This is a genomic window from Chryseobacterium gallinarum, from assembly GCF_001021975.1.
GTDB classification, from domain to species: domain Bacteria; phylum Bacteroidota; class Bacteroidia; order Flavobacteriales; family Weeksellaceae; genus Chryseobacterium; species Chryseobacterium gallinarum.
On sequence record NZ_CP009928.1, the window covers coordinates 1,490,626 to 1,517,145 of the forward strand.

Below are 26,520 nucleotides of genomic sequence, written 5' to 3' on the forward strand. Positions count from 1 at the left end.
ATAACAACTGTAAAACCCTCAGATTCAGATCTGGGGGTTTCTATTTTGATTATCAAGCTCTGCCTGGCGCTTTGCAATATCTGCCGCTTGCTTTTCCAGCTCCTCTTTTTCTTTCTGCAGTTGCTTAAATTCTTTTTTCTTTTGCTCTGCCTTCATAGCGCTTCCTTTACTTACATACCCTACCATTCCACCGATAATGAGCCCTATACCTACTCCCGCCATCATACCCATAACGTGGGAAATTTTAATTTGTTCTACAGCAAAATCAGTAGTAAGATAAAAAAGTAAGGCAGAAACAGCCAAAAGAATAAGTCCGGTAATTGATAAACTCTTCATAATATTGTGTTTAGGTGTTTACATTAAAAAGCCTTACCAAATTTACTAAAAATTTAATAAGGCTTATTCAAGATTAAAATTTTATACTAGCTTATATTTTTCCTCCTGCTGCCTTATAATATTCCAATGCTTTAGGAAGATCTTTATTGATATCAGAAATTCTTGTTTCCGGATTCGGGTGGGTAGATAAAAACTCCGGTTGTCTGGAGCCTGTAGATGCCGCCTCCATCCTGTTCCAGAAAGGAATAGCTGCTCTAGGATCATATCCTGCCATAGACATCAGGTAAAGTCCCATTTCATCAGCTTCAGATTCCTGATTTCTTCCGTATTTCAATAAAGCAACCTGTGAGCCTATCGGGTATACTTTCTGGAATATACTGGCCCATTGTGCATTGGAAATTGTACCTCCAAGGATAGCCCCTCCGTATTGAGCTACCATCGCCTGGGAAATTCTTTCATTACCATGGCCAGCCAATGCATGGGAAACCTCATGTCCCATTACCACGGCAAGCCCGTTGTCATCTTTAGTTATTGGTAAAATCCCTGTATAAACAGCTACTTTACCTCCCGGCATACACCATGCATTCAGCTCGTTGCTTTGCAGAAGATTAAATTCCCAGCTGTAATTCGCAAGATCTGCTGATCTTCCTATACTCTGGTAATATCTTTCTGCCGCATTTTTTATTCTGCTTCCAACATTTGCCACTCTTTTTGCATCTGCCGTACCGGTAATCACTTTTCCTTTAGACAATGTCGTTCTATATTCCTGGGCAGACATTGTTAAAATTTCTGAATTATTGGCCAGCTGTAAAGAAGATCTCCCTGTAATCGGGTTGGTAGTACAGGCAAGAGCCGACAGAGCAATAGCTCCTATTCCTAATAGATGTGTAACTTTCATAGTTTGAGTGTTAATAATTCAACTTTAACAATTTTTATTCCAAAATATTCCGGATCATATATATTTGCATACATTTTGCTATTTAAATGTAATAATTATCTCATTATGAAAAAGTATATTTCTCTTCTGTTTATTTTTGGATTTTTGTTCTTTTTCCAAAGCTGTGCTTCACAAGGTTCATTAGATTCAAAAACAGTAGATGCATTAGTCGAATCACAGGAGTTCACATTTAATGCCCAGAGAGCAAATCCTACCAATTATGATGTAATCAACATCATGAATTCGATGCCTAATGCTACAGCAACAAGAATGTTAAATCTTAATGGAGATTATACTATTGAATTAAGGAAAGGAAATCTGGAAGTTGTTCTTCCTTATTTCGGAAGATTATTTAATCCTACTTATGGTAGTGCCAGTGATAACAGCTATAGATTCACATCAAAAGACTTTACCATCACGAAGGAGCAGAATAAGAAAGGGAAATGGACATTAAAGATCAAGCCTAACGATGTAAAAAATGTAAGCGAGATCAATATCGAAGTCTTTAAAACCGGTAAGGCTTTTGTTTCTATGAGAAGTAACGACAGGCAGCCTATCACTTACGACGGATACATTTCAAAAAATGAAGTGAATCAGGAAAAAGCTAAGCTTTAATCCCTGTTTTCTCCGGATAAAAATTTTTCAACAAATAATTTAGCTTCAGTACTTGGATTCGAAACCAGTTCTGAAGCATTTTTTTTGTGTATGCGATAGGCCTCTTCTACAGCATTACTTTTTTTCATCAAAGCCAGGATATATTCCTGAACCCAATATTCAAAGCGTTTTTCGGCCTGCCGGGTACGGACTTCCTCAAAACGTCCTGTTTTCTTTTTCAGGTTTATAAATTCGGCAATCTTATTATAGACCTCATTCAGTCCTTCATTATGTAGTGCTGAGCCTAATAAAACAGGAATTTTCCAGTCTTTTTCTTTAGGGGGAATAAAATCGAGTGCCCTTTTCAGCTCCAGTCTTGTATTTTTTGCTTTCTGAAGATTATCCTGGTCAACTTTATTAATGAAAATAAGGTCTACCATTTCCATTATTCCTCTTTTTATTCCCTGGAGCTCATCCCCTCCTCCGATAATTTTAAGAAATAAGAAAACATCAGTAATATCAGCTACCAGAACCTCCGATTGTCCTACGCCGACAGTTTCGATTAAGATATAATCGTAGCCTGCTGCTTCGCAGATCAACATCGTTTCAAAGGTGGTATTGGCTACTCCTCCTAAAAATCCCGAACTTGGGGAAGGACGTATAAATGCATTTTCTTCTTTAGCCAGTTCCTCCATCCTGGTCTTATCTCCTAAAATACTTCCTTTATTGATAGAAGAGCTTGGATCAATGGCGAGAACAGCTACTTTTTTCCCCTGAGCAATGACCAGCCTGCCGAAATTTTCAATAAAAGTGGATTTTCCTGCACCAGGCACTCCGGTTACTCCTACCCTGACGGAATTCCCCGTAAAGGGCATTATTTTTTTCAAAAGTTCTTCTGCCTGTATCCTGTGTTCTGCTTTTTTACTTTCAACCAGCGTAATGGCTTTTGCAATCAGGCGTTTGTTTCCTGATTGTATCCCTTCTATTAGCTCTTCTGTAGAAAATTTCATTGATTCAAAAATAATAATTAAAAGTGAATGATCAATGCTTAATGGCCAAGTAAAAAGGCGAAGTGCTGTGTTTTATTTTTATGATTGCAGGCATATTCAATTTTTATTTCTTCTAAATTAAAACTATAAAACACTGTAACAACGGCCTAGGGAATTTATTACATTTGTTATCTATCAAAATAAGAAACATGAAAAAACTCATCGCTGCAGCATTTCTTACTGCTATCCTGGTAACCTCTTGTACTCCAAAAGCTTCAACGGCAACAGCTACTGCAGGAACCGCGACCTCTACAGCTGAACAAATTGCCCAGGGGAAAACCATTTTTGAGAATTCATGCGGAAGATGCCACAAGTTACCGGATCCCGCCTCACATAATCCTGTACAATGGGTAGGAATTATGAATTCAATGGCTCCAAAAGCAAAACTGACAGATGAGCAGCATCAATGGGTTTACGATTACATCGTTTCAGTAAAAAAATAATCATTAAACAAATATGGATATGAAAAAATTGATTGTAAGCAGTATTGCAGGCTCAGCACTGTTGCTATCCTGCGGACCTAAGAGCGTTGCTGTAACCGGGCCCAAGTATACCTCATCTGAACAATTGGCTCAGGGAAAGACTATTTTTGAAAATGCCTGTTCAAAATGTCATAAATTACCTGATCCTGCAAAACATGATGACCAGGGCTGGATCAAAACGTTAAGCAGAATGGCCCCAAAAGCCAAGCTTAGTGATGATCAGCATCAAATGGTATATGATTACCTGATTTCAGTAAATAAAAAATAAGCTTTCCGTTGAAAGCTTATTTTTTTGCCTGCGTTAACAAATTTATCTTACAATAAGTTTTTCAACCTGTATTTTATCTCCTTGCCGGATATGAACCATATACACTCCTTTTTGCAGCTCTTTGGTAGAAATTGCTTTTTTAGAAGCAGCTTCCCTGGAATCAGAAAACACTAATTTCCCGGACATATCAAACATGGTAATTTTAACTTCTTTATTAGATTTGTCGATATTTCCTACAAAGAATTCATCATAAGTAGGATTAGGGAATATAACAAACTTATTATCTGTTAATTTAACATCCTGGGTAGCTAAAGCCGAATTACATTCCTGTGGTACCGTAAAATCCTCAACCTGATCGTTGGCTACAGATTTAACTCCTGCAGAAGCATTAACTCCTAATCCTCTTTTAGCGAAAGCAGCCCAGATCATACATTTATCAGCTCCTGCATTTTTAACAGCATCGGCCTGAAGAATAGCATCTCTCCCATCAATAAAAGTAGGATTACACGCCTGAAGTTTAAGCGCATCCACTACTATTTGCAGCACCCTGGCATTTCCGGATGTAGCACTTGCCAGAACATCACTATTATAACCATACTTTTCAATATACTTCCAGGTAAGATCCCATAACATTGTTGCCCAAATGAATCCTATTCGGTGAGCCCCTGAAACCGTATTTGTTCTTATATAGGTATAATTGTTCACAGAAAAATCAGGGGAATATTTAGCAAGTCTGATTCCTCCTCCATCTGTTGGTTGATTTTTAACATAGGTTCCGATTCCCCTTGCTAAAGACGAAGTATCCCCAGGCCTGGTTGTCAGCATTAATGCAAAATAATCTGACCATCCTTCTCCCATCTGTTCTGCAGAAACAGAGATCTTAAGACAGCCATACCCTGGTCCTGTTAATCTGTTTGAAATACCGTGTCCATATTCATGAGCAATAATACCATTATCAAAACTTGAATGCTTAAAGCCGTTATAATCAAAATTCAAGGTAGTATTGACTACTGTTCCTCCGTTAATCTGATTCACAAGGTATTCTCCTTCTGCTTTACCCATCATAATAGAAGGGATGGTTACATCGTACACAGTATCATCATCACCCATGGGTACAGGATCCGCATTCACCGGATCATAAATAATGGCTCCTACCGCTCCGGCCGTCTGCATATTTTTAACTTTCGTTTTAAAGCTGCATGCCCCTCTTCGGGCAACACCTATTTTTCCTGTCAAGCTTCCTGCAGCCAGCGCAGTACAAGCATTATTGGGAATAGAAATACCAAGATCGCCGGTTACAGACTGTCCACCAAATAAAAGAGATCCGAACACGGCTCCTCCTGTTGCTACTTTAGGGCGGTTAACAATTGAAGCAGGAGCATTATACTGATACCTTATCACCGGATCATTGGCTGTTTCTACTCTATCCCAGAGATACATTTGCATTCTCGGCTCCGCCAGATAAGTTTGTCCGGAAATTACGGTTTCATATCCCGGATTAAAGTTTGCGTTATTAAGTCCGCTTCCATCAAAAGCCTCAGCTCTTACGGCATCTCCTTCCAACCCTCCTTTACCAAAATTGTTGTCTTGATAATTTCTTGCGGTCTCCGTAAATCCAAATTTGTAGAAGATGTCATGTATCTTGTTATTCATATAAAACAAATTTGTAATGGAAGCATCTTTATACATGAAAGGGTTGTCGTATCTTCCATCTGCAAAAGGGAAATCAAAATTACGTGAGCTTCCTCCATCCGGGGAATATCCTGGGGCATCCATATCATCCTGATCGGAGTAAGCGTATACATTATTGCCTCTGGTATTGGTATACGTATTTGTTCCATCGGAATGCCATCCTTCAGGGGAAGCTGTAAGATCCCAAGGATTATTGACCACCGACCGGGAGCCAAATGTGGGAGCTTCAACAGGCAAAGCAAAAACATTATAGGAAGCATTACCCGGTACAAGCAGATTTGTTGTTTTGCTTTGAATCTTTTTTCCGGAATGATCTTCTGCTGTTTTTCCGGCTCCGTTGCCCGGGTGTGAAATACTTTCAAAATTACAGCTCAAGGTTGTATTGCTTTTGTGAAGTATCTCCCCGCTGTTTGCATCAGCAATAACATGCCATATATCAGAAGAGTTTTGATCTGATATAAACATTTCCTTAGCAAGAATATAAATCCCGTTTTTTTCAAAATATACATCCGGAAAATAGTCTGTTTTAGAGGTTTCACTGACTGCCAGTTTCCGTTTAACAAGATCTTCCGGAAACATTTCTTTAACTTTTTTCTGATCAGATACTACAATATTCTGTTTAAATTCATTCTTTTCAGAAACAATTTTTCCGTCCTTAATAAGCACCTTACCTAAAGCATTAAAAACTCTAAGCCCGTTATAAGTTTGCTGTACGTTGACAATATTAACCCCAAGACTTTGAGAATGATCTTCATTTAAAATAAGGATTCCTGTTTTATCACTGCCATTAGTGAGTAATTCATTTTTTTTGTAATACTCCTGAATAATGATGTTAGAGTTTTGTGCGCTGATGTCACCAAAAGCTAAAAAAGCAGCCACAGTAACCGTTGTTAAAAATAGTTTTTTATTCATCTTACATGTTTTTAGACAAGCAATTTATGCTTTATAGACATAAAAACATTGTAATAATTATTAAATTCAAAATAAAACAGGCAATTCGTTGAATTTACCGTTTTTTAATTATTTTTATTCGTGCTTTTATAACTTATATTTTAATAATTTCACATTACCTCTTTATTAAACGCCCCATAAGCTTGCCGTTGCAAGCTTATGGGGTGTTCATATAGGAAGATAGTTTTATTGTTATGACTTGGGATTATTTTTGCCCAGTTCAACACAGTCCCTTTCTAAAGGAAAGGCCAGAATTCTAAAGGTAGAAGTATTCCCATGTTTGCTGAAGCGGGTAATGATTTCTTCCAGCTCGGAAACCTTTTTGGCTACCAAATGTACAATGAGGCAAAAATCTCCTGTGGATTTCATCACTTTAAGAATGCCGTTTATGTTTTCAATCTCCTTTAAAAAGGGAGGGATATCGCAATACGGAATATCAATTCCTATGATTACATTTTCGTTAAACCCTAGCTGTTCATAATCCAGATTAACAGTAAATGATTTTATAACCCTGGCTTCTTCCATCTTCCGGATTCTTTCTGCCACGGCAGGAGCAGTGAGACCAATTTTTCTTCCAATATCTGTGTTAGATAATCGGGAATTCTTCTGCAGTTCATTTAAAATGGCATAATGTAATTGATCTAGCTGCATAATTATTTAGAAATGAAAGTTTTTTTATTTAAATCTTTAGTTACAAAAGTAATGGGTTTTCTGCAAATACGGAGATTTGCAATATAAAAAAACAATCTGATGAAATCTAATATCAATATAATTTTGGCCTTTTTAGCGGTCATGAGCCTGGCTACCGGCGGAATTTTTGTAAAACTGAGCAGTTTACCTCCCATCAATACAGCTTTATACAGGATTTTATTTTCATTGGTTTTTCTGTTTCCATTTGTTTATAAGAAGATACGGGCTATTGATAAAAAATCATGGGTTATCATTTTGTTCAGCGGAATTTTCCTGGCGATAGATCTTATTCTCTGGAATACTTCTTTCCATTATACATCCGTAGCCAATGCCAATCTCTTCGTCAATCTGGTTCCTTTTACTACCGTTCCGTTATCTTATTTCTTATTTAAAGAAAAACCGGGAAAAAATTTCCTGATAGGTTTATCCGTTTCTGTCATAGGGATTATGGTCCTGATGTGGGGAAAGTTTAATATTTCCGGAAATGGCAGCTATAAAGGGGATCTTTTAGCTTTTTTAGCATCTGTTTTTTACGGATTATTCCTGCTAAGTGTGTATAAGGTAAGAGCAAAGGCAGATGCTGCTACTATTATGTTTATCAGCGGATTGGGATCTATTCCGGTATTGTTTCTTACGGCGGGAGTAACAGAAGGGATTATGATTCCACAGACTTCGAGGGAAATAGGGATTTTATTAGGACTTGCATTATGTTCTCAAATATTGGGACAGGGGTTGTTAAGCTACTGTTTAGGGAAAATAAGCATTCTTCTTTCTTCAGTTATCATTCTCAGCCAGCCTGTATTTGCTGCCATCTATGCCTACTTTCTTTTCTCTGAAATATTGACAATTAAAGAAATCCTGGGAATTATTATCATCCTGACCGGTGTATACTATGCCAAAAAGCAGCCTGAACCATCTGTTACATCATGTCCACAAGTATGATAAAGTAAGAAAAAACACAAATTCAATATAGGAAGCTTATTATTTTATTTAAGCTGAAAAGAGAGACCTTTCCCTGGTCTCTCTTTATGTACAATATACAATCTATGGATAACCAGCAGTTCTATACGGTTATTCAGCTACTTCTTCTTTTTTGCTTTCAGGCATTTTGTCGTGAATAAGTTTTTCCCTGTCCTCCAGGATATCCATCATGTTTCTGCAATAGCTGAATTTTCTGGCTTCCCTGATCTGTTCCAATGCAGTATCATAATCTCCTTTCCGTTCAAACAAAAGAGATTTCCCCAAAAGAATTTCTGCCTTGTCGATACCTTTCATCTTCAAAGCATAATTGATAAGTCTTTCGGCTTCCTCGTAATCTTCATTACTTAAAAGGCATTCAATGTAATATTTAGGAGTATTCACGTTTCCTATATTGCTTTGCATTGCTTCTTCGAAGTATTTTTTTGCTGTTTCATAATCTTTCAGGACCTCTGAATGTATCCTACCCATCAGACACAAGCTATCTGCATCCTCTGGTTCATAGGAAAGGGCATAATTCAGGGCGTCCAGGCAATCGGACATATTATAAGGAAAGTGATCCAACGCTTCAAAATAGTATTTATTTTTAGTTAAGGTCATTGCTATCATTTTTTAATTCATGTTTAAGGATATTCCTTTGCTTTTTATAGGACTTATCCTGATAATTATTTTTAAAATCTGTTCCGGAAAATGTACGTACCGGGTTTCCACGCTGTACCTGCAGATGATTATTCCATGTTTCCTGCATTTTCTTTTCCAATTGCTGAATATGAAGTCCCATAACCTTTTCTTTTAACCTTATCACCGACAGTTTCTTATTCTCTAATTGTGAGCGTGTATACTGCACAAATACAGACAGGCCTGTAGGAAGGTGTGTGGCACGGACTGCCGTATTTACTTTGTTCACATTCTGTCCTCCACTTCCCTGACTTCTTGTTGTCTGAAACCGGATATCTTTTTCATCAAACCGAACAGCATCTTCTATTTTCAGCTCAAAAATTCCTATAAACCAGTTACTTCTCTTATGCAGCTTTCTGAACATACTTTTCCCTGTCCAGCAAATACTTCCTACCCAGCTTTTAAGAAATTCAGCTGTATCTTTTCCTTTTAAAAGCAAGGTTATGGATTTCAATGCCAGGTTTTCATCACCGTTTTCACGGTGAATGATTTCATATTCTATTTTATTTTGTTTTACTTCTTCTAAAAAGGTTTTCAAAACCTTGGCGACCACCCACTGACATTCCAGGGGGCCTCTTCCGGAAGTGATCTGTATTAATTTTTCCATTACTATTGGGGTATTTTGCTCAATAAGGGATTTCCTACCGGATCTATACCCTTTTGTAATAATTCTTTTGCAGCCATTACTGCCCAACATTTGTCGCTGGAATGAATATTTCTGTAAAATGAAAGCAGAATATCCGGCCTTACCACAGTAAACCCATTGGCTTCAATAGTCTCGAGATCATTTCTTTCAAAGAAATCAATAGTAATCCTGTGAAATTTTCCTTCTTCCAGTTCCACTGTTTTCTCATACCTCCTGAAGTTTTCGTCACCCGGAAGGTGGTCATAGCGGGTCCAGACTTTCCGGAATCCTTGCTGCTGAAGGATCATAACCGTTTCAGCTACATTTTCTTTCTTTACAAAAACATCAATATCTTTATGATCATGAGCATGTTTATACTCGGTATGTCCGGGCTCTGACATACAATGCCATGCCCAGCCTCCTGATATAATAACTTTCTCTTTTAATTGTTCTAAAATTTCAAGCCCGGACCGGATTCTGAATTCCGGCCAGACTTCTCCATATCTCTTTGTATTATGAGGTGCTCCCATTGTTTTGTTTTCTTTAATTGAGACTGACTACCTGTCCATTCTCACAATTCTTGGCTGAAATGTTCCCAATATATCCACCAATTCACTTTGGGCATTCATGACTTCGTAAATATCTTTATAAGCCATTGGTGCTTCCTCAGCGTTTCCGCCTATCAGTGTAACATTTTTCAGCTTTAATTCTTTTTTGATATCATTCTGGGTGAAAAGGCTTCTGCATTCTCCTCTTGAATGGGACCTTCCGGCACCATGTGAAGCAGATTTAAGAGAATCCGGGTTTCCTTTTCCACGGACGATAAATCCTTTAGCGGTCATAGACCCCGGGATCATTCCCAGTTCATTTTCATCAGCCGGAGTTGCTCCTTTTCTGTGAACAATCACTTCTTTTCCGTTGTGAACTTCTTTCCATGCAAAATTGTGATGATTTTCAATTCTTGCTTTCACTCTTCCTCCTACAGCTTTTATTAATCTCCTGTGAATATCATTATGGCACGCTGATGCATAATCTCCTGCGAGCGTCATTGCCGTCCAGTATTCTAACCCCATATGGGAACTTAAATCCAGCCAGGCAAACTGCTGAGCTTCTTTGGGAAGGGGACACTGATCTGCCGCTACCCTGGAATAATACTGGGCAATTTCTGCCCCTAATCCTCTTGAGCCACTATGCGACAAAATACCCAGGTACTTTCCTGCAGGCAGCCCTATCTGTTCATCGACTTCCGTGATTTCCACTTCCCCGAATTCTACAAAATGGTTTCCGCCGCCTGATGTTCCCATCTGTTTAACAGCTTTTCCTTTTAGTCTTCTTAAAATCGGGATCAGATCAAATGTATCCCTCTCAAAAATTTCATGATCTACATGAGATTTATGGGTTTCATACATCCCGAATTTGGTGTGTTCAGCAAGGGCTTTTTCATATTTATCTCTCGCTCCGTCCAGATATGAAACAGGCGTATCCAGAATACTCAGGCTCATTCTACAGCCAATATCCATTCCTACTCCGTACGGAATCACTGCATTTTCTACAGCGAGAACACCTCCAATCGGAAGACCATAGCCACTGTGGGCATCTGGCATTAAAGCTCCCTGAACTGATATTGGAAGTTTCAGTGCTGTGTACAGCTGGTTTTTTGCCTCTTCCGAAATAGTATTTCCAAAAACCTGAAAAGAAGCACGCTGTGCATTTAGCATTCTTTTTTCCGTTTTCTTCGATGAAAGCAGTGTTTCTGCAATCTGGCCAAAAGTCAGATCTTTTTCAAAGTTTTCCGGGTTCAGCAAAATTTCTTTCAAAAGCGATTTCACATACTGGATATTTTTGGTGGCAAAATTTCTCTTCATCACTTCCAAGGCGACATTGACGCTTTGGTTATTTGGATATCCGAGTTTTAATATATCTTTTCCTTTTAGTTTTAAATTTCCCATTGTTTCCTTTTTTACATTATTTGGGCTTCTACGTCCTGAAAGCTTTCTGCAATCTCTCGCAGATATGGTGCAGGTAACGCATAAATGCATGTATACCTGTACGGCAATATTCTTATTGCTTCAAGAAATATTGCTTGAAAATCCACGGAATATTTATTTTATAATCAAAATTCATTATTCCGTTGATATTTTCTTGTTTATTACATCTTTTTAATCGTTCTTTCTGCTTCTGCCTTTCATACGAAGCAGAATGATCATTTTTCAGATATAGGGTATATACAAATTCAATATTCCGGATGTATTACTTTTCATTCAACTAAAACATTAGTTGAATGAATTAATAATGATGAAATCCATGAATTTTTGAATTGTAAAATTCTATGATCTGATCCTTTATGACACTAAAGATTCGGGAAACTTAGTTTGAAATATTGCGCAATAAAAAACCCGAAATCTCTACGACTTCGGGTGTTGATATTTCATTGTACTGTTATTCTATGAGTGTACCAAACCACGAAGCCTTACCACCATAAGGGGTAATCCAACTGTAGAATTCTGTTTTGTTCTGAACATTGCTTCGTTGTTTTTAAATGGTTAAACTTTGATTTACAGGTGCAAATATAGAATTATTTTTTCAATCTCCAATTCTTTTTAAATCTTATTTTTGTACTATGAAGAGTATACATAAAATTTTATTGGGCTTACTTCCACTGATTTTTGTTGGATGTAAGAAAGAAACTCCGGCAAAAGAAGAAGAAAAAATAAAGGTAACGGAAAAGGGCTGTTTTTCACCTTATTTTATGAAAAAGATTCTTAATTTACAGGAAATGAAGAGTCAGGCCAGAGTCCTTGATTCATTGACGAAAGGAAAGGGAAGCATTGGCTTTGTGGTAGACAGCTCAAAGGCTCACAATATCTGGAACTATTCTATTTCTGCGGGCTATAACGGCCCGGATCGTTTTGAAACCTATCATGTCTTCCATGCGTCAAGTGATCAGTGTAATACCTTAAAAATCCAGGAACCTGTTTCCGGAGAATATATTTCTATAGAGGAATGGAGAAAACGTAAAAGCGAGCCTTCTAAAATGGAATCTCTTCTGAAGCCCGGAAATTATAGTTTACCTCTTAAAAGCCTGCCACAAGCAGAAGTAAAATTCCAGAAAACAGATTTTTTGATAAAGGGTTCTCAGGAATACAGCTGCGGCAATCCTATATTCCGGTATTTCCCTTTAACCCGTTATAAAAATATTGAACTAATTCTTGTACCGATGGATTGCGGAGATTTTGAATACCGGTACTATCTCCTTACGGTACATGAAAACAAAATAGCCGGAGAGGCTTATGTGGAAGGCGTGTGGTTTGATCCCGGAAAAGATGACCAACTGGAAGAAGTCAGCAGCTATGAGATCAGTAAAAACGGTAAGATCACGGTAAAAACGGACCATACTTCCGATGGAAAGACTCAAAAAACCACCTATACGAATTATCAGATCATGGATGACGGTAAAATAAAGCACCTGTCTGACATATAAAATAAAGGCTGTTTCTTTTGGGAACAGCCTTTATTTGTATTTTTAAATTTTAAAGTCCGGATGACTGGGCTAACATTTTTTCTAAAATTTCTACGGCACATTTAGGTAGATTGGTTCCTGGGCCAAAGATAAAGTCCGCCCCGTTGGCATACAGGAACTCATAATCCTGTTGCGGAATTACACCTCCCACCACAATAGCAACGTCGTCTGCACCCAGCTTTTTAAGCTCTTCCACTACTTGTGGCACCAATGTTTTATGTCCTGCTGCCAGGGAGGATACTCCCAAGATGTGAATATCGTTTTCAACGGCCTGTTTAGCCACTTCTTCAGGAGTCTGAAATAAGGGAGCCACATCAACATCGAATCCCATATCTGCAAAGGCAGTAGCAACCACTTTAGCGCCTCTGTCATGACCATCCTGCCCCATTTTCGCCACCATCAGCCTTGGGCGGCGGCCTTCTTCTTCTTCAAATTTCTGAGTAAGGTGAAGGGCTTTTTCAAAATATTCGTTTTTACCGGCATTCATAGCGTATACACCAGAAATTGTTTTAATATTGGCCTTATATCTTCCAAAAGTTTCTTCCATGGCATCACTCATTTCGCCAAGGGTTACTCTTCTTCTTGCTGCTTCGATGCATAATGCAAGAAGATTTCCTTTTCCTGTTTTAGCACTTTCACGGATCTCACCAAGGATCTGCTCAACCGCTTCTGTATTCCTTTCAGCTTTGATTTTATTAAGTCTTTCAATCTGCTTTCTGCGAACTTCTGTATTGTCGATATCCAGAATTTCTATGGCATCCTGTTGTAATGATGTTTTGAATGAATTGACTCCAATGATGAATTCTTCTCCGCTATCAATTTTAGCCTGTTTTTTCGCTGCAGCCTCTTCAATCCTCATTTTAGGAATTCCGGCTTCTATGGCTTTGGTCATACCTCCTTCCTGCTCTACCTCATCAATATACCTCATCGCCTCTTCAATCATCTGCTGGGTAAGACTTTCTACCAGATTACTTCCACCCATCGGATCTACTACATCACAGATTCCGCTTTCCTGCTGAAGAATAATCTGGGTGTTTCTGGCAATTTTTGCTGAATAATCTGTAGGAAGCGCAATTGCTTCATCCAGCGCATTGGTATGTAAAGACTGTGTTCCTCCCAATGCCGAAGATAATGCCTCGATAGCAGTTCTGGTAATATTATTGAAAGGCTCCTGTTCTGTAAGGGACCAGCCTGAAGTTTGCGAATGGGTTCTTAATGCTAATGATTTTGCATTCTGAGGGTTAAACTGCTTTAAAAGATTGGCCCAGATATATCTTGCGGCACGCATTTTTGCAATTTCCATGAAGTGGTTCATGCCGATGGCCCAGAAGAAAGACAATCTGGGTGCAAAATCATCCACATTCATTCCGGCTTTAATCCCTGTTCTCACATATTCCAGGCCATCTGCAAGGGTATATGCCATTTCCAGTACCGGAGTGGCTCCTGCTTCCTGCATATGGTATCCTGAAATGGAAATTGAGTTGAATTTCGGGATATTCTGAGAAGTATATTCAAAAATATCCGCAATGATTTTCATAGAAGGTGCAGGCGGATAGATATAAGTATTTCTTACCATAAACTCTTTCAGAATATCATTCTGAATGGTACCTGAAAGCAATTCCTGTTTTACCCCCTGTTCTTCTGCGGCTACGATATAAAAAGACAAAATCGGGAGTACGGCTCCATTCATGGTCATGGAAACAGAAATCTGGTCCAGCGGGATTTCGTTGAATAAAATCTTCATATCTTCAACGGAATCTATGGCAACTCCGGCTTTTCCTACATCTCCTACCACCCTTGCATGATCAGAGTCATATCCTCTGTGAGTGGCAAGGTCAAAGGCTACGGAAAGCCCTTTTTGCCCTGCTGCAAGGTTTCTCCTGTAGAACGCATTGGATTCTTCAGCGGTAGAAAAACCTGCATATTGACGGATTGTCCAGGGTTTTTGAACATACATTGTGGAATACGGCCCTCTCAGATAAGGTTCAATCCCCGGAGAAGTTTGTGTTAATGACTGATCTTTAACATCTTTTTTCTCATAAGAGGATTTAAGTTCCAATCCGTCTTTCTCAAAAGTATAGATTTCCCTTTCCTGAGGTAATACACTAAAATCCGGTTTTTTCACAGAAATTGTTTTTCGCATTCCAATAATTTTTGTCTCCGTAAAGTTAATTTTTTTGAACGAAACATGAAACTCCTGTTAACATCCGGAAATTCTGGCTATTAAACGAGAAAAGACCGGGCAATCTTCCGGTCTTTATGATTATATATTCTATGCCTCGTTTTTATAAACCTGGCAAGACATTCATTATATAGGATAGTATCCTGGTTTAAATATTAAAGTTTTATTCCCATTTCATACAAAGCAAATGATATAAGATCTGCATTTTCACTGATCACCTGATCTGTTGATCTTCCGGCACCATGTCCTGCATTCTTTTCAATTCTCAGCAAAACAGGGTTTTTGCAAGCCTGTTTTTCCTGAAGTTCTGCTCCAAATTTGAACGAATGGGCAGGAACTACTCTGTCATCATGATCACTGGTAATAATCATTGTAGATGGATAGCATGTTCCGGCTTTTACATTATGTACCGGAGAGTAAGATTTAAGGTATTCGAACATTTCTTTACTGTCTTCAGCTGTTCCGTAGTCATATGACCAGCCCGCTCCGGCTGTAAATTTATTGTATCTCAGCATATCCAGAACTCCTACTCTAGGGAAGGCCACTCTGGCAAGATCCGGACGCATTGTCATGGTTGCCCCTACCAATAGTCCTCCATTTGATCTTCCTGAAAGTGCCATATATTCTTTTGATGTATATCCTTTATTCTGAAGATATTCTCCGGCAGCAATGAAGTCCTCAAAAACATTTTTCTTCTGCTGCTTGGTTCCTGCATCATGCCATTTTTTACCGTATTCACCTCCACCACGGATATTCGGAACGGCATAGATTCCTCCATTTTCCATCCAAATGGCGTTGACTACAGAGAAAGAAGGCTGTAAGCTGATGTTAAAACCTCCATATGAATATAAAATAGTCGGGTTCTTACCATCCAGTTTAGTTCCTTTTTTATAATTAATCATCATAGGCACTTTCGTACCGTCTTTTGAGGTATAAAATACCTGCTCCGAAATATAATCATCAGGATTAAATTTCACTTTTGGCTTCTGGTATACTTCAGATTTACCGGAATCTACATTGAATTTATAGGTTGTTCCCGGTGTAATATAATTACTGAAAGAATAGTAAACATCCTTTTCTTTTTCTTTTCCTCCGAAACCGGAAATATTACCTTTCCCGGGAAGTGTTATTTCTCTGACCAGTTTTCCTGTTTTATCGAACTGTTTTACCTGGTCAATTGCATCAATCATATAAGTAGCAAAGAAATATCCTCCTCCGGAAGAGATTCCCAATACATTTTCTGTCTGCGGAATCACATCTTTCCAGGTTTCAGGGGCCGGATTACTTATCGTTGTTTTTACAAGACGCATATTCGGTGCATCTTTATCCGTGAAGATGAAAAGCTCATCTCCCTGTGTATCTACAATTCCTGCATTGATATCAAATCCTTTGGTAATCTGAACGAAATCTCCACCTTTTTTTAAATCTTTTATATATAATTCATTTCCATTGGTAGCATTGGCTGCGGAAATGATCAGGTATCTCTGATCTTCGGAGACCTCTGCACTCAGATATCTCCTCGGCGTTTTCTCGCCTCCGAAAATAAGTTTGTCCTCAGACTGTTTTGTTCCCAGTTTATGGAAATATACCTTATGTTTATCCGTCATTCCGGAAAGCACGGTTCCTTCTTTCGGTTTATCATAGCTTGAGTAATAAAACCCTTCGTCTCCCTGCCATGAAATTCCACTGAATTTTATATCCAATAAAGTATCGTCAATTTGTTTTCTGGTAACGGCATCAATAATGATAATTTTGTTCCAGTCGCTTCCTCCTTCAGAGATGGAATAGGCGGCAAGATTACCTTTTTTGTTGAAGGAGAGGTTGGAAAGCGATGTAGTTCCTTTTTCTGAAAATTTATTAGGATCTAAAAAAACTTCTGTAACCTTTGTTTTGTTGTGGGTTCTATACAAAACAGACTGTGCCTGAAGACCATCATTTTTATAATAGTAAGTGTAATCTCCTTCTTTGAAAGGGGCAGAAATTTTTTCGTAATTCCATATTTCTTTCAATTGGTTTTTAATTTTGTCCCTGAAGGGAATTTTCGAAAGATAATTCTGGCTGTAGGCCACTTCTTCATCTACCCATTTTTTTGTAGCTTCGGAATCGTTTTCCAAATCCCTGAACGGGTCGGATACTGTGGTCCCGAAATAAGTATCTGTCTGATTTCCTTTTAATGCTTTAGGATAATTCATTTTCTGAGAATAAAAAGATGCTGAAAAAAGAACTCCAGCCGTTAATAACATCGGTTTAAAATTCATAGTAAACGGTTTTCTCAAAAATACATAAAGTATGTGACATAAAAAAAGCCCCGGAAATCCGAAGCTTTAGTTATTGTATTATTCTTTTGATCCGAAACTGTCGAAGTAAAAATCGGTCAGGTTGGAAACAATCTCATCAGGACTTCCGTTCCAATAGTATATTTTCCCGCCTTCTTTCAGTTCATATAAACTAAACTGCTGATCGGTAGTTACTGTTTTATCTGCATTTTTAAACTCCTGGGCAGCCTGGGTAAGATACTGCTTAAGCACCTCAGGTTTTACTTTTTTGGTATCTCCTGTAGGCCCGGAAGTTAATTTTGAAGGAACTTTAAAGCTTACGGAATAAGTGACCTCAGCAATTTTCTCATTTTCAACATATTCGTTCGGAACTACTTTTACATTCTTAATCGTCAGTTTTCCCTGTTTGAAATTATTGAGCATTTCTCTGAAATAATCTTCTGCTTCCTTTTTACACGCTGAAGCTGTTGCTTTAGGAAAAGCCGCTAGGAAGTTATCCACACTGGTTTTCAGCATTTCTTCTGAAGTTTCTTTAAAATTAACCTGATAAGCATTCTGCCCTTCTACTGTAGGTCTCAGGTAGTCATTAAGTTTACCCAGCGCTGTTTCATCGTTGTTCACAAAGGTGCCAAAGAACATTTCAAATGCTTCCGCAGGTTTTTTTACCTCTGCCTGAGCCGAAAGATGTTGTCCTGCCATAGCCAACAACAGAAACAAAATAATTTTGTAGTTTTTCATAGTTTAATATTTAAGATTTTAATTAAGTAATCTAAAAAGAAAAGCCTCCGAAAATTCAGAGGCTATATTGTATTTTAAAACTTTTAGTAGTTTTCTTCTTCGCCCTTCATTTTCTCTGCATTTTCCGCCATGATTACCGCATCTATCATTTCAGAAATGTCTCCGTTCATATATGCATCCAGATTATACATGGATTTGTTGATTCTATGATCTGTTACCCTTCCTTGCGGATAATTGTACGTTTTGATTTTTGCAGAACGGTCTCCCGTAGAAACCATTGTTTTTCTTTGAGCAGCAATATCTCCCTGTACTTCCTGCAATTTGATATCATATAATTTGGCACGAAGCATTTCCATTGCCAATTCGCGGTTAGCCAGCTGGGAACGGGCCTGCTGACAAACAACTACCAGCCCTGAAGGCTTGTGTGTCAGCTGAACTTTAGTTTCAACCTTGTTTACGTTCTGACCACCGGCACCTCCTGAACGGGAAGTCTGCATTTCAATATCAGCAGGATTGATTTCTACGTCTACTTCTTCAGCTTCAGGTAAAACCGCAACCGTAATGGCAGAGGTATGTACCCTTCCCTGGGATTCAGTTTCCGGCACACGCTGTACACGGTGTACACCTGATTCAAATTTCATGATTCCGTACACCCCTTCTCCTTCTACCTTCATGATCAGTTCCTTGTAACCTTTTGCAGCTTCGTTGGAATCTGTCACTTCATGTCTCCATCCTTTTGCTTTAAAGTACATGGTATACATCCTGTAGATATCTTCTACAAAAATTGCAGCTTCATCACCTCCTGTTCCCGCACGTAATTCCACGATAACGTTTTTATCATCTGCAGGATCTTTAGGAATCAACAATACTTTAAGTTCTTCTTCCAATCCCGGAATTCTGGATTGTGCTTCTAATTTTTCTTCTTTAGCAAGATCTACCAAGTCTCTATCTGAACCATCAGCAATAATTTCATCAGATTCTGCAATAGAATCCAAAGCTCCTTTGTACTGATCGTACACCCTAACAATTTTCCCTAAGTCACTATATTCTTTGTTCAAAGAAGAATATCTTTTTTGATCTGAAATGACATCAGGCTGTATAATAAGGTCTGCAACCTCATTATATCTTTGTTTTATAGCTTCTAATTTTGGAATTAATGATTTCGACATTGTAGAAATTTTGTGGGTGCAAAGATACGGATTATTAATTCAAAATTAAAATCACAAATGAGCATAAATTTTTGAACACTAGAGGAAACGGCAAAAAGCAGATTTACCCTTTACTTAATTTTCTTCAGGGGCATTCCCTTCGTCTTTCTTGCTTCCTGAGAGTCTTTTGTCAATGACATACAGAATAATCCCCACCGCTATTATTCCTAATCCTATCATACTCTCTTTAGGGTTATGGATAAAGGTGAAATAAAGGATATAAACACTGAACAGCAAAAAAACAGTCGGAAAAATATAAAAAGCATTGGATTTGAATATTGTACGGTCTCCCTTTTTAAGGAAATATACCGTGGAAATTGCCAGGCTTGCAAATAATTGAAGAATAAAAGCGGTATACACAAAGATTTCTTTAAAGCTTCCTGTCAGAATAATAATGGCAGCAATTACAGCGTGGGCAAAGATTGCCCTCACCGGAATTCCTTTTTTATTTCCCTTAGAAAGCGGTTTCCATATGTGTGTATCTCTGGCAAAGGCCTGAGTCAGTCTCGATCCCACCCATAAATAACCGCTGATGGTGGCTATCAGCTGTAATGCAATAAAAATGTTTACTATTTTCCCAAAACTGATCCCCAGCATATTAATGGCAGCTTCTCCCATGACATCCTCTTTTCCTGCCAGCTGGGTTACCGGAGCATGTTTCAGCATAATGTAATTAACCAGCAAATAACTCAACGTTACAAAAACAGTTCCTATAATCAGTGATTTGGGAAGGTTTTTTTGAACCTCCTTTATTTCTCCGGCAATATAGGAGGCCGAGTTCCAGCCGGTATAGGAGTAAGTCACAAAAACCAGAGAGGTGGCAAAAGCAGGAAGCATAATCTCCTTCTGCCAGCTATTACTGAAATTCAGGCTGTTCCCTATTTGCGGAGATCCTGAAAGACCAACTCCTACTATAACCAGTATGATAATAAAGGCTATTTTAATAAAAGTGAAAAAGTTATGAAAACGGCTCGACGTTTTTAAGCTGAATGATAAAGTAGTGGCAACCAGAAAAATGGCCATCATTGCAAAACCGTTTCCAAAAGTATAATCAAATACAGAGAGATATTTAGACATGGCCAATGCGGCTAACGCAACAGGGGAAGAGAATCCGATAATCAAAGAAATCCAGCTTATAAGATAACCAAATAAAGGATGATATGTTTCTTTAAGGTAAATAAAGTCGCCGCCATTCCCTTTAAAATGGGATCCCAATTCTGCATAGCAAAAGGCTCCGAACAAAGCCAGAATCCCACCTATTATCCATAACAGGAATATGCTGTAGGTATTGGTGATATCGGATAGCTGAAACCCCAGCGTGGTAAAAATCCCGGTTCCGATCATATTGGAAACTACAATGGCGGCGGCTGTTTTCCAGCCGATCTGATGTGAAGCTGTGCTCATCTGATAATTAAAAATTAAAATTTAGTCTTCCAAAGAAATAGCTTCCCAGAGTCCCCATCTGAACCGGCGCATATTTGAACACTCCATAATATGAGTTTTCATATATCTGGCGATCTGAAAAGACATCAAATACATTATTAGCTCCAATGGTAAAGTTGATGTTTTTTGTAATATCATATCCCACACTAAGATCTGTCACGATTTTGGGTGAAAATTCCTGAACACCTCCAAACGGATAGCCGTCTCTTATGACTTTGCCAAAATAGGTATTTCTTACGAGAAAATTGAATTTTTCTATTCCATAGTTCAACCCTAAGGATGCTTTGGTTTTTGGTGACAAAGATTCTATAATATTGATCTGGTCCGGACCAAAGAATTCATTTTGGGAAGTTCCCAAGTTTTCCGGAAAATGGAAATCTGTAATTTTTGTCTCTGTATAGTTTCCTGCCAGATTAATGTTTAAGTTTCCACCTGCTAACTTCCAATCATAGGAGATAACCACGTCTACCCCTTTGGTTTCCGTATCAACCGCATTTGTGAAAAACCTTCCACTTTCTACGCCATAATCTGCCAGTCTGGGATCTGTAATATTACTGGTAATCACAATTCTGTCTTTGACTTTAATCCAATATCCGTCTATTGTAATGAACAGTCTGTTTAATGGTTTCAGGGTAAATCCTGCACTGGCATTGACTGATGTTTCCTGTTTTAGTTTATCAAATCCTAAAATCCTGGCTGCATCACTGTCATTCCTGAAAATTCCTTTCGTCACAATTCCTGCCCCGGAAGTCGAGATATCTGCATAAGAGTTGTTAAAATACTGCTGCTGAAGAGAAGGCGCCCTGAAGCCGGTTCCTACGGCCGCTCTTACCGCATAATCCGGAACAAATTCATATCGTACAGCCAATTTTCCGTTCAGGGTATTGCCAAAGTCGGAATAATTTTCAAATCGTGCTGCCACATCAATATTCAGCTTTTTATCCAGATCATATGATACATCAGCATATACAGCCGTGGAATGTCTGTCTTTTTTCAAGGCATTCTGAGGTGAGAATCCTATAAAAGACTGGGAGCCACCTGCTCCTATTACAGTTGATCCCTGAGTTGCAATATTTCCATTGATATCGTACTGGGTGTAAGATGCTTCGTCCCCCTCTTTGATCTGGTATTGTTCAAACCTGAATTCACCACCAAATGCAATATTAAATCTGTTCAGACTTTTAGAAACATCCAGGTTAACCGTATTTTGCAGAAAACTATGTGCTCCTGCATAAAAACGGGTTGGGGATTTTACTCCCAGTGAAGCATTATTGGTATTGCTTACGTTATAATTAAAGGTATTGCTGCCAAAGGTATTGCTAAGATCAATCAACCAATTATTGATTGTATATTTTGCACCTACTGCATAAGAAACATCATACACATGGGATCCGAGGGTTGCCTGGAAGCCGTTTGGATAGATTGAAGAAACCACATTGAATGTTTCACTGGGAAGTCTTCTGAAACCAAAACCTTTTCCTTCTTTGATACTGAACCCTCCGAAGGAATAAAGTTTAAAGTTTTCATTAAAAGGATATTCTGAATTAAAAAAAAGCTGTCCCTGCCTGATCTGGGCATCTCCGATCTGAAAATTGAAATCATCGCGGATTAACCCTCTTTTTCTTATTTCCTCATCATCTGCTGCTCTGGCTGCATCCGGATCATCTGCAAACGGGTATGCAAAATTATCTCCGAAAATATCCAGATCATGATTTTGAGTTCTTGTTGTTTTCCCTCTGTGGCTTACCTGTAATGACAGATTGATATAACCGTCTTTTTTTCCTAAAGAGGCGCCGTAATTTGCTCCTGCCTGATAGGTATCCCCATCATTTCTACCGCTGAGCCCATAAGTAATGCTCGCTGTAGCGCCTTGATTCTTTTTAAGAATAATATTGATAACCCCCGCAATAGCATCTGAACCATATTGTGCTGCGGCACCGTCTCTTAAGACTTCTATCCTGTCTATGGCGATCACCGGAACCGTGCTCAGATCTGTTCCTACGGAACCGTTCCCTACGGTATTCTGGTAATTCACTAAAGAAGTCGTATGCCTTCTTTTTCCATTAACCAGTACCAGCACCTGGTCAGGCCCCATTCCCCTTAAGGTAACAGGATCAATATGTTCCGTCCCGTCCGATGCCGACTGCCTTACAGAATTGAATGATGGAATTACATAATTCAGAAGATCCTGAACAGTAACCTGGGGAGAGGCCTTCTGTATTTTTTCAATATTGATGACATCTACCGGAACGGGTGTTTCCAATTTTGTTCTTTTGGCATTCCTGTTTCCGACAATAATAATATCCTCGATTTGTTTTCCTTTTTCCTCCTGTTCCTGGGCTGTAACGATAATGGTTCCCAACAGTAACACTGCTATACTTAATTTTTTCATTTGTTCTTGCCAATTAAAATATTCCTGCGGTTCGACCCCGCAGATATACAAGACATCAAGAAATGGAATTCACATCAGAATATTGACTTCACTTATCTTCCCCTCGGGTTGGAATTAGCACCTTTACACTTCTGGAATCATGTCGGTTGCTAAGGTTTCATTGGGCCAAATCCCTCCACCTTTCTTGATAAATCTACTGCAAAAGTAGACTATTTTTTCTAATATGCAAAAGGTAAATATGCAGGTGTGCTCATTTACCTTTTATTTTTATATAATGCTGATTTCTGTTTATCTTATGATCATTTTCTGAATGGCTATCCCTGTATCCGACTTCAGATGAATAAAATAGGTCCCGGCCGGATAATGGACTTTCAATTCGTGGGTTCCGCTTTCATTCAATAATTTAAAAGATCCGATTCTCTTTCCGTTCATATCAGAAATGGTTATTTCACCATTTCTGGCTTTGCTGTAAATGAGTTTTGCAACACCATTTTTTACCGGATTATCTGCTATTTGAAGAGATAATTTGTGGGATGCGTTTATATCATCGGTTGACAGAGCTCCTGCATAATTTCCGAAGATCCTGAATTCACCCGGAAGTAATGCTATCGGAGCGGTGGTTGAGGCAATATTCAAAACCGAATTATCCATAAGGTTCTGCCATTGACCTGTATACGGAAAATATGGAACTACATTTTGCACGGAAGTGGTAAAGTTAGCCAGAACCACTACATTTTTCATTCCATTGAGGGTATTGTCATAAAGGTATATTCTTGTAATGAGGCCATCAGGATCATTCGCCAGGTTATTTGATTCTATACTGTATGTTTTTGTTGTAAAGATCCCGTTGGTATTTCTGAGATTAATGATTTTTGCCCAGGTGTCATATACCGCCTTTCTGTTCATATCTGTATCATACCCTAAAGCAAAAGCAACAGGTTTTTCATCGGTTCTGCATCCAGTACTGATGGTACCATTGGTACATCTGTTAATACTAAACTCATACCCCAGCTCTCCGAACTGCCAGATCATTTTCGGGCCCGGAATGGTAAAAAATGCAGCTCCAAAAGTTTTCATTCTCTCAAGAGCCGTATTCAGGTTTTTAACATTATAGCTTCCATTGACAGCTCCATAGGTAAGGTTTTTAAACATCAGCCTTTCTTCATCATGGCTTTCTCCATAGCCTACAGCATGCATATTGGTAAATCCATGCAATGCATGATTCATCCTGTCATAGTTGCTGTTTTCCTTATAGCCCATCGTATTTTGATTGTAAGGCTCCGTCTGTTTATTCCAAAGGAGAACGCCCTTGCCTTCCGCCACTCTGTAATTGGCCCATTGCTGTTCTTCGGCATCCGTTCCCAGATGTTCAAATATCATGTAAGAATTAGGATCAATAGCCCATTGTTTATCTGCATAATGTTTCATAATATCCACTCTGTCCTGTTGATAGGCATTGGTACAGGCTTCATCATTCTCAGAACAGTTTTGGGTGAATCCTTTCGTCAAATCCCAACGGAAACCGTCAATATGATACTCTGTCAGCCACTGCTGAAGGCATCTTTCCACATAATACTGAGTGGAAGGGCTTGAATGATTGAAATCGTTAAATACATTATATGAATGCTTCGGAACCTGGTTAAAATAAGGATTATTCTGGGCTACATCTCCATAACCGTCTCCATCCGGATCTACATTCCAAAGCCTAACCAAAGGTGAACGGCCTGTTGCATGATTCAGCGCGATATCCAGGATTACTGCAATTCCGTTTTGATGGCACAAATCCACGAATTCTTTAAATTTCTCCGGGGTTCCATAAGCCTTATCCAGGGCATAATGAAACGATGTATTATATCCCCAGGAAAGGTTACCGTCAAACTCCATAATGGGAAGCAGTTCTATCGCATTAATATTTAGACTTTTTAAATAAGAAATTTTATTAATCAGAGATTGCCAGTTTTTTTCCTGGGTAAAGTCTCTCAACAGCAATTCATAGATTACTAAATTTTCTTTGGCAGGCCTTTGAAAATTAGTCACCTGCCAGTTATAGGGAGATTGCCCGGTTGCAAACGTAGAAACTTCAAAATCCTGTCCTGCCGGAAATGCAGGCAAATTCGGATATGTTGCGGCAGAGATCGAAGGATCATCATAAGAGGATAAAATCTGTGGTGAGTAAGGATCTGCTACTTTTCTTAAATCATTTGTTCTGTATTGAAATGAATATAATTGCTGGGGAGTGAGCCCACTAAGCTCAATCCAGTAAAGATCGGGGTTTGTGGTATCTTTCTTCATTAAATAAGCATCGTCTACAGCCCAGTTATTAAAACTTCCTATTACATGTACAAAGTTTTTGTTTGGAGCATATAAAGCCAACCCTACCTTTGTCTGATCTGTTGGATGGTAATTAATTCCCTGCCTGATCCAACCGGGAATAGATTCTGAGATTACATTTCTGGGAAGCTGTAATATAAAAGAAGCTGTTTTAGTATCAGAACCTTGTATAGCCTTAAGCTCCATATTAGCATCCTGTGTAACAGTATATTGATAAGAATATGACGATGAGGCAGCTGTAGTAGAATGTACCACTGTTCCATTGGCTTTTAGCTGGAAGGTAGCATCCACATTCGTTGTGGCTGTAATATTGATAATGCTTCCTGCCGGAACAGATGTCAGGCTATTGGCTGCAGGGTTTGTCAGATTTAAACTTAATACTCCCACATTAACAAAAATATCGGGTGATGTCTGATGGGATCCACTTTTATCTTTTAATAAGAATCCGAATCTTCCGATCCCTGTTCTGCCGAAAAAAGAAGTTGGGGTGAAGCTTAGAGAATAAGTGTCTGCAACAGCATCATAGCTGAGTTTATTCAAATCGCTGGAGCTGTTCCAGCTCCCATTGGTAGGGCAATCCTGGCTATTCTGATAATTGGTGTCAAATGACCATGACCATATATAAATGGCATTATTGGAAACTCCCCAGGCAGCTTCATCAATCTGATCTCCGGGAATAGTCAGTGTAATGGCATCCGTTTCATTGAAAGGATTAGGAGTAATGGTATAATTGATCTGCCCAAAAACAAAGACTGTAATAAGCAGGGAAACAACGGAATAAAACTTTTTCATAGTATTATTTTTACCGAATATAATATTAAATTTTCTTATTTGTATTGAATGGACTCTGAAATTGCCGATGAAGTTGTTTATACATGTAAAAGAAAGGATCAAGTGCAAAAGTTGGGGGTATATAATATTTAGATCTATTTAATTTTTAAAATTCACGCAAGGGGTTTCTTTTTGATTACCCTTTATTTTAGGTAAGCTAAGAAATGAATTGATCTTTAATCGATTCTGATGAAGCGAAGACTTTGCATGCGCTTCATCAGCAGCTATGCTGCCTTTTTTGCCTACCTGAAATAGACATTATTTTTTTTAAACTTTGCGTGAAAAACGAACTCAATAATTTTGATGCTAATCAATAATG

At 38.5% G+C, this 26,520-nt stretch carries 21 protein-coding genes and 1 riboswitch; of the genes, 5 read left to right on the forward strand and 16 right to left on the reverse strand.

All coding sequences use genetic code 11. The features are described from left to right. Window positions 1–24: 24 nt before the first annotated feature. Together OK18_RS06670 and OK18_RS06675 are read right to left on the reverse strand one after the other, a co-directional pair. Entirely contained in the window at window positions 25–336 is a 312-nt protein-coding gene (locus OK18_RS06670) for a hypothetical protein (protein ID WP_050019810.1), read from the reverse strand. Between the two features lie 91 nt (window positions 337–427). Then, the gene (locus tag OK18_RS06675) at window positions 428–1,234 is read right to left on the reverse strand and encodes a M48 family metallopeptidase (protein ID WP_053327516.1); all 807 of its coding nucleotides are present in this window, start codon (window positions 1,232–1,234) and stop codon (window positions 428–430) included. A gap of 105 nt (window positions 1,235–1,339) precedes the next feature. On the opposite strand from OK18_RS06675, the gene OK18_RS06680 reads away from it, so the two are divergent. Next, the gene (locus tag OK18_RS06680; protein WP_050019811.1) at window positions 1,340–1,888 is read left to right on the forward strand and encodes a DUF4251 domain-containing protein; all 549 of its coding nucleotides are present in this window, start codon (window positions 1,340–1,342) and stop codon (window positions 1,886–1,888) included. Here OK18_RS06680 and meaB read toward each other — a convergent pair. Next, a complete protein-coding gene (gene meaB, locus OK18_RS06685; RefSeq protein ID WP_053327517.1) occupies window positions 1,885–2,877 on the reverse strand; it encodes a methylmalonyl Co-A mutase-associated GTPase MeaB in 993 nt (330 codons plus the stop codon). The genes OK18_RS06680 and meaB overlap by 4 nt on opposite strands. A gap of 188 nt (window positions 2,878–3,065) precedes the next feature. Here meaB and OK18_RS06690 point away from each other — a divergent pair, with 188 nt between their 5' ends. Both OK18_RS06690 and OK18_RS06695 read left to right on the forward strand, forming a co-directional pair. Beyond that, on the forward strand, window positions 3,066–3,359 hold the full coding sequence (locus tag OK18_RS06690; RefSeq protein ID WP_050019812.1) for a c-type cytochrome: 294 nt from the start codon (window positions 3,066–3,068) through the stop codon (window positions 3,357–3,359). 19 nt (window positions 3,360–3,378) lie between these two features. Further along, window positions 3,379–3,666 carry a c-type cytochrome gene (locus OK18_RS06695; RefSeq protein ID WP_050019821.1) on the forward strand — a complete coding sequence of 96 codons (288 nt, stop codon included), beginning with the start codon at window positions 3,379–3,381 and terminating at the stop codon, window positions 3,664–3,666. A 42-nt stretch (window positions 3,667–3,708) separates the two neighbouring features. Here the strand turns inward: OK18_RS06695 and OK18_RS06700 are convergent, their stop codons facing one another. Both OK18_RS06700 and OK18_RS06705 read right to left on the reverse strand, forming a co-directional pair. Then, window positions 3,709–6,270, reverse strand: coding sequence for a T9SS-dependent M36 family metallopeptidase (locus OK18_RS06700; protein WP_053327518.1), 2,562 nt, complete (start codon window positions 6,268–6,270; stop codon window positions 3,709–3,711). 231 nt (window positions 6,271–6,501) lie between these two features. Continuing rightward, entirely contained in the window at window positions 6,502–6,960 is a 459-nt protein-coding gene (locus OK18_RS06705; RefSeq protein ID WP_050021878.1) for an Lrp/AsnC family transcriptional regulator, read from the reverse strand. 99 nt (window positions 6,961–7,059) lie between these two features. Between OK18_RS06705 and OK18_RS06710 the strand changes: the two genes are divergently transcribed. After that, window positions 7,060–7,941, forward strand: a complete 882-nt coding sequence (locus OK18_RS06710) for a DMT family transporter (RefSeq protein WP_053327519.1) — start codon at window positions 7,060–7,062, stop codon at window positions 7,939–7,941. Between the two features lie 129 nt (window positions 7,942–8,070). Here OK18_RS06710 and OK18_RS06715 read toward each other — a convergent pair whose 3' ends face one another. Genes OK18_RS06715 through OK18_RS06730 form a run of 4 tightly spaced genes read right to left on the reverse strand, consistent with a single transcriptional unit; the run spans window position 8,071 to window position 11,229 of the window. Then, entirely contained in the window at window positions 8,071–8,577 is a 507-nt protein-coding gene (locus tag OK18_RS06715; RefSeq protein WP_053327520.1) for a tetratricopeptide repeat protein, read from the reverse strand. Further along, on the reverse strand, window positions 8,564–9,262 hold the full coding sequence (gene prfH, locus OK18_RS06720; RefSeq protein WP_053327521.1) for a peptide chain release factor H: 699 nt from the start codon (window positions 9,260–9,262) through the stop codon (window positions 8,564–8,566). The genes OK18_RS06715 and prfH overlap by 14 nt, the downstream gene beginning before the upstream one ends. A 2-nt stretch (window positions 9,263–9,264) precedes the next feature. Continuing rightward, a complete protein-coding gene (locus tag OK18_RS06725) occupies window positions 9,265–9,810 on the reverse strand; it encodes a nucleotidyltransferase family protein (protein WP_050021875.1) in 546 nt (181 codons plus the stop codon). A 27-nt stretch (window positions 9,811–9,837) separates the two neighbouring features. Next, a complete protein-coding gene (locus OK18_RS06730; protein ID WP_053329307.1) occupies window positions 9,838–11,229 on the reverse strand; it encodes an RtcB family protein in 1,392 nt (463 codons plus the stop codon). Between the two features lie 671 nt (window positions 11,230–11,900). On the opposite strand from OK18_RS06730, the gene OK18_RS06735 reads away from it, so the two are divergent. Continuing rightward, window positions 11,901–12,761 (forward strand): hypothetical protein, encoded by an 861-nt coding sequence (locus OK18_RS06735; RefSeq protein ID WP_050021874.1) that lies wholly within the window; start codon window positions 11,901–11,903, stop codon window positions 12,759–12,761. Between the two features lie 49 nt (window positions 12,762–12,810). On the opposite strand, the gene scpA is transcribed toward OK18_RS06735, so the two are convergent. The 7 genes from scpA to OK18_RS06770 all read right to left on the reverse strand — a co-directional run bounded on the left by scpA (window position 12,811) and on the right by OK18_RS06770 (window position 26,162). Further along, the gene (gene scpA / locus OK18_RS06740) at window positions 12,811–14,943 is read right to left on the reverse strand and encodes a methylmalonyl-CoA mutase (protein ID WP_050021873.1); all 2,133 of its coding nucleotides are present in this window, start codon (window positions 14,941–14,943) and stop codon (window positions 12,811–12,813) included. A gap of 194 nt (window positions 14,944–15,137) precedes the next feature. Then, window positions 15,138–17,240 (reverse strand): prolyl oligopeptidase family serine peptidase, encoded by a 2,103-nt coding sequence (locus OK18_RS06745; protein WP_053327522.1) that lies wholly within the window; start codon window positions 17,238–17,240, stop codon window positions 15,138–15,140. Between the two features lie 78 nt (window positions 17,241–17,318). Next, a complete protein-coding gene (locus OK18_RS06750; protein WP_053327523.1) occupies window positions 17,319–17,996 on the reverse strand; it encodes a hypothetical protein in 678 nt (225 codons plus the stop codon). Window positions 17,997–18,079: 83 nt separating this feature from the next. After that, window positions 18,080–19,165, reverse strand: a complete 1,086-nt coding sequence (gene prfA, locus OK18_RS06755; protein ID WP_050021870.1) for a peptide chain release factor 1 — start codon at window positions 19,163–19,165, stop codon at window positions 18,080–18,082. A gap of 114 nt (window positions 19,166–19,279) precedes the next feature. Beyond that, window positions 19,280–20,608 (reverse strand): APC family permease, encoded by a 1,329-nt coding sequence (locus OK18_RS06760; RefSeq protein ID WP_053327524.1) that lies wholly within the window; start codon window positions 20,606–20,608, stop codon window positions 19,280–19,282. 7 nt (window positions 20,609–20,615) lie between these two features. Then, a complete protein-coding gene (locus tag OK18_RS06765; protein WP_053327525.1) occupies window positions 20,616–23,039 on the reverse strand; it encodes a TonB-dependent receptor plug domain-containing protein in 2,424 nt (807 codons plus the stop codon). A gap of 89 nt (window positions 23,040–23,128) precedes the next feature. Further along, window positions 23,129–23,233: riboswitch (SAM riboswitch) on the reverse strand. Window positions 23,234–23,327: 94 nt separating this feature from the next. Next, window positions 23,328–26,162, reverse strand: a complete 2,835-nt coding sequence (locus tag OK18_RS06770; RefSeq protein ID WP_053329308.1) for an alpha-amylase family glycosyl hydrolase — start codon at window positions 26,160–26,162, stop codon at window positions 23,328–23,330. Window positions 26,163–26,520: the final 358 nt, after the last annotated feature.

Excerpts from the sequence above, each read along its gene's own strand:
- OK18_RS06715 (WP_053327520.1), bottom strand. The coding sequence starts at position 8,577 with ATGACCTTAACTAAAAATAAATACTATTTTGAAGCGTTGGATCACTTT.
- OK18_RS06765 (WP_053327525.1), bottom strand. The coding sequence starts at position 23,039 with ATGAAAAAATTAAGTATAGCAGTGTTACTGTTGGGAACCATTATCGTT.
- OK18_RS06725 (WP_050021875.1), bottom strand. The coding sequence starts at position 9,810 with ATGGGAGCACCTCATAATACAAAGAGATATGGAGAAGTCTGGCCGGAA.
- scpA (WP_050021873.1), bottom strand. The coding sequence starts at position 14,943 with ATGCGAAAAACAATTTCTGTGAAAAAACCGGATTTTAGTGTATTACCT.
- OK18_RS06735 (WP_050021874.1), top strand. The coding sequence starts at position 11,901 with ATGAAGAGTATACATAAAATTTTATTGGGCTTACTTCCACTGATTTTT.
- OK18_RS06760 (WP_053327524.1), bottom strand. The coding sequence starts at position 20,608 with ATGAGCACAGCTTCACATCAGATCGGCTGGAAAACAGCCGCCGCCATT.
- OK18_RS06670 (WP_050019810.1), bottom strand. The coding sequence starts at position 336 with ATGAAGAGTTTATCAATTACCGGACTTATTCTTTTGGCTGTTTCTGCC.
- OK18_RS06675 (WP_053327516.1), bottom strand. The coding sequence starts at position 1,234 with ATGAAAGTTACACATCTATTAGGAATAGGAGCTATTGCTCTGTCGGCT.
- OK18_RS06745 (WP_053327522.1), bottom strand. The coding sequence starts at position 17,240 with ATGAATTTTAAACCGATGTTATTAACGGCTGGAGTTCTTTTTTCAGCA.
- OK18_RS06695 (WP_050019821.1), top strand. The coding sequence starts at position 3,379 with ATGAAAAAATTGATTGTAAGCAGTATTGCAGGCTCAGCACTGTTGCTA.
- meaB (WP_053327517.1), bottom strand. The coding sequence starts at position 2,877 with ATGAAATTTTCTACAGAAGAGCTAATAGAAGGGATACAATCAGGAAAC.
- OK18_RS06700 (WP_053327518.1), bottom strand. The coding sequence starts at position 6,270 with ATGAATAAAAAACTATTTTTAACAACGGTTACTGTGGCTGCTTTTTTA.
- OK18_RS06770 (WP_053329308.1), bottom strand. The coding sequence starts at position 26,162 with ATGAAAAAGTTTTATTCCGTTGTTTCCCTGCTTATTACAGTCTTTGTT.
- OK18_RS06710 (WP_053327519.1), top strand. The coding sequence starts at position 7,060 with ATGAAATCTAATATCAATATAATTTTGGCCTTTTTAGCGGTCATGAGC.
- prfA (WP_050021870.1), bottom strand. The coding sequence starts at position 19,165 with ATGTCGAAATCATTAATTCCAAAATTAGAAGCTATAAAACAAAGATAT.
- prfH (WP_053327521.1), bottom strand. The coding sequence starts at position 9,262 with ATGGAAAAATTAATACAGATCACTTCCGGAAGAGGCCCCCTGGAATGT.
- OK18_RS06705 (WP_050021878.1), bottom strand. The coding sequence starts at position 6,960 with ATGCAGCTAGATCAATTACATTATGCCATTTTAAATGAACTGCAGAAG.
- OK18_RS06750 (WP_053327523.1), bottom strand. The coding sequence starts at position 17,996 with ATGAAAAACTACAAAATTATTTTGTTTCTGTTGTTGGCTATGGCAGGA.
- OK18_RS06680 (WP_050019811.1), top strand. The coding sequence starts at position 1,340 with ATGAAAAAGTATATTTCTCTTCTGTTTATTTTTGGATTTTTGTTCTTT.
- OK18_RS06730 (WP_053329307.1), bottom strand. The coding sequence starts at position 11,229 with ATGGGAAATTTAAAACTAAAAGGAAAAGATATATTAAAACTCGGATAT.
- OK18_RS06690 (WP_050019812.1), top strand. The coding sequence starts at position 3,066 with ATGAAAAAACTCATCGCTGCAGCATTTCTTACTGCTATCCTGGTAACC.